The 2,575-nt window shown below is 38.8% G+C and carries 2 protein-coding genes and 1 pseudogene; all 3 read left to right on the top strand.

All coding sequences use genetic code 11. The features are described 5' to 3' along the window. Positions 1–350 precede the first annotated feature (350 nt). The 3 genes and pseudogenes from LC574_RS35080 to LC574_RS35070 all read left to right on the top strand — a co-directional run bounded on the left by LC574_RS35080 (position 351) and on the right by LC574_RS35070 (position 2,268). Complete coding sequence (locus LC574_RS35080) at positions 351–1,856, top strand: SDR family NAD(P)-dependent oxidoreductase (protein ID WP_229458228.1); 1,506 nt, start codon at positions 351–353, stop codon at positions 1,854–1,856. Next, positions 1,844–2,071: pseudogene (locus LC574_RS35075) on the top strand (nucleoside transporter C-terminal domain-containing protein); the annotation flags it as partial. The gene LC574_RS35080 and the pseudogene LC574_RS35075, both read left to right, overlap by 13 nt. Next, a complete protein-coding gene (locus LC574_RS35070; protein ID WP_229458226.1) occupies positions 2,068–2,268 on the top strand; it encodes a response regulator in 201 nt (66 codons plus the stop codon). The pseudogene LC574_RS35075 and the gene LC574_RS35070, both read left to right, overlap by 4 nt. Positions 2,269–2,575: the final 307 nt, after the last annotated feature.

The following is a 2,575-nucleotide window of genomic DNA, read 5'->3' as shown; positions in this document are numbered from 1 at the left end:
AATCGCAAAATTCTTCAGGTCAAAACGAGTCCATGAGATTGCTTCGTCGTTCCTCCTCTCTACGAGACGCACTCGCGTTCGCAATGACAGTTATTCTCAAGAGCAAAATAAAAACTGGGATGCACCCGTGAAAAAGTTCGTAGTAAGGACTTTAGTCCTAAATTTTTAAGCACGCTTTGTGCTTACTACGAACTCATCAAAATTAATGACACGAACCCTAGTAATTCACAGGGCTAAGTTAAATAAATCCAGATGAGACAGGGAGTAGGGAGTGGGGAGTAGGGAGTGGTGTAGTTCAATTACTTGAAAAGCGCTGTAATCCTTGTGTTGAAACAATCAAAATAAGCAAAATGAACACAAACGCCAAGATTGATTCATCATCCGTTATTCTTGTCAGTGGTGGCGGCAGAGGAGTGACAGCACAATGTGTTATCCAACTAGCGAAACAATATCAGTGCAAATTTATCTTACTAGGTCGCTCCAAACTTGCCAAAACTGAACCAGAATGGGCTAAAGATTGCTTCGATGAAGCTGAGTTAAAAAAGCGAATTATGCAGGATTTAATTGCCCAAGGTGAGAAACTTACACCGATAAAAGTCAAACAAGCATTCAATCATTTATTAGCTCAACGAGAAATTACAACAACAATCTCTACCATTCAGCAAACTGGAGTGCAGGTAGAATATCTCAGCGTAGACATTACCAACAGTTCTGCTTTACAGGCAGAATTAGCACCAGCAGTTCAACGTTTAGGACGGATTACAGGAATTATTCATGGGGCTGGAAACTTAGCAGATAAATTAATTGAGAATAAAACAGAGAAGGATTTTGAAACCGTTTACACTACCAAAATAGAAGGTTTAGAAAGCTTACTTAGCTGTGTAGACCCCAGTCAATTAGATTGCATCGTTTTGTTTTCCTCATTTGTTGCTTTTTACGGTAATCCAGGTCAATCAGATTACGCACTAGCTAATGAAATACTTAATAAAACAGCCTACCTACTCCAGCGTAAATATCCGTCCTGTCGCGTAGTTTCTATCGGTTGGGGGCCTTGGGATGGTGGTATGGTTACGCCACAATTAAAGAAAGTATTTGCTCAACAAGATATAGAACTAATTCCTTTAGAAGTTGGTGCCCAAATATTAGTTGATGAATTGAAGCCTGTTCATCATGGAATTGCCCAAACTCTGGTAATGAGTAGCCCAATTGTCGCCCAACCTAAGCAGCTAAATTCTGAATTACAGTCATTTCGTGTGTCTCGTCAATTAAAATTAACAGCTAACCCTTTTGTATACGATCACGTAATTGGCGGTAATCCAGTTTTGCCAGCTATGTGTAGCATTGCGTGGATTGCTAATACTTGTGAGCAACTCTACCCAGGTTACAAATTCTTCAGTTGTAACAATTACAAAGTTCTTAAGGGAATTATTTTTGATAAAACGCTGGCAAGAGAATACTTTTTAGATTTAAAAGAAATCAGCAAAACTGATACTGGAGAAATAGATTTGGAAGTACTGCTATGGAGTGAAAGTGCTAAAGCTATACCTCATTATCATTACAGTACTCAAATAAAAATTGTGCAGCACATTCCCTCATCTGATACTTATGAATCTTTTAATAACAGTCAAAACCCAGCAACTTTGAGACTATTACCTTATGAAAATGGCGCATTATTTCATGGGTCAAGTTTTAAGGGATTAAAGCGGATTATTAACATCACTCCTGAAAAACTGACCGCTCAATGTTGCTTAGATAAGGTTGAAATCAAAAAACAAGGTCAATTTCCTTTGCAAACATTTAATCCTTATACGGGAGATATTTTATTTCAGTGTTTAGTAGTTTTGGTGAGGCACTAATTGAAAGTGGTAAAATTTCTCAACGTGCAGTAATTATTGCGACTTACGCTTTATGTAATTTTGCAAATATCGGTTCAATTGGAATTACCATTGGCGGCATGACTGGAATAGCACCTAATCGTCAGCATGATTTAGCTCGCATGGGTGTAAGGTCAATGATTGGCGGATTGTTAGCGGGTTTTATTACCGCTTGTATTGCTGGGATGTTGATTTGAAGGAGGCAGGGGGCGGGGGACACAGGGGGAAAGAGGGTTTTCCGATTTCTGCGATCGCCCTTTTACCCCCTATGCTGGAGAAAGCGATCGCTGAGTCAGTCTTAGCAGCTGGGTTTCAAAAACACGTTGCCAAACCAGTACAACCAACTGAATTACTAACCTCAATTGCAGATTTGCTAATGCAAAGGTATAACTAAAACTTTTTTATAATGATGCTTCCCAGTAGCTTACAGCTATTTTCAGGTAAATAGACCACGCGGTAGGGGTTTAGCAATGCTCATTGGTGTCAACTTAACGTAAAAGCTATGTCCCGCAAGGAACTGAAGTTCCTTGCTAATAGTAAAAGTCATCTGAAGATGACTAAATATAGCCAAAAATCTGGTTCTTGCGTTGGTTTTATGGTAGAGCATTAAAATCGCAGTTTTATAGAAAGGCTCAAAAACTTAAAACCCAGTCACAGCAATAAATCTAGCCTATCTTTAGGTTTTATTTATTATTCTGTTC

Origin of the sequence: Nostoc sp. CHAB 5715 (genome assembly GCF_020829685.1) — a bacterium.
Classification (GTDB): domain Bacteria; phylum Cyanobacteriota; class Cyanobacteriia; order Cyanobacteriales; family Nostocaceae; genus Nostoc.
Note: the sequence above shows the minus strand (reverse complement) of the source record. Positions and strands in the feature narration are given on the sequence as shown.

What these genes read in the sequence shown, in the direction of transcription:
- LC574_RS35080 (WP_229458228.1), top strand. Translation starts at nt 351, where the DNA reads ATGAACACAAACGCCAAGATTGATTCATCATCCGTTATTCTTGTCAGT.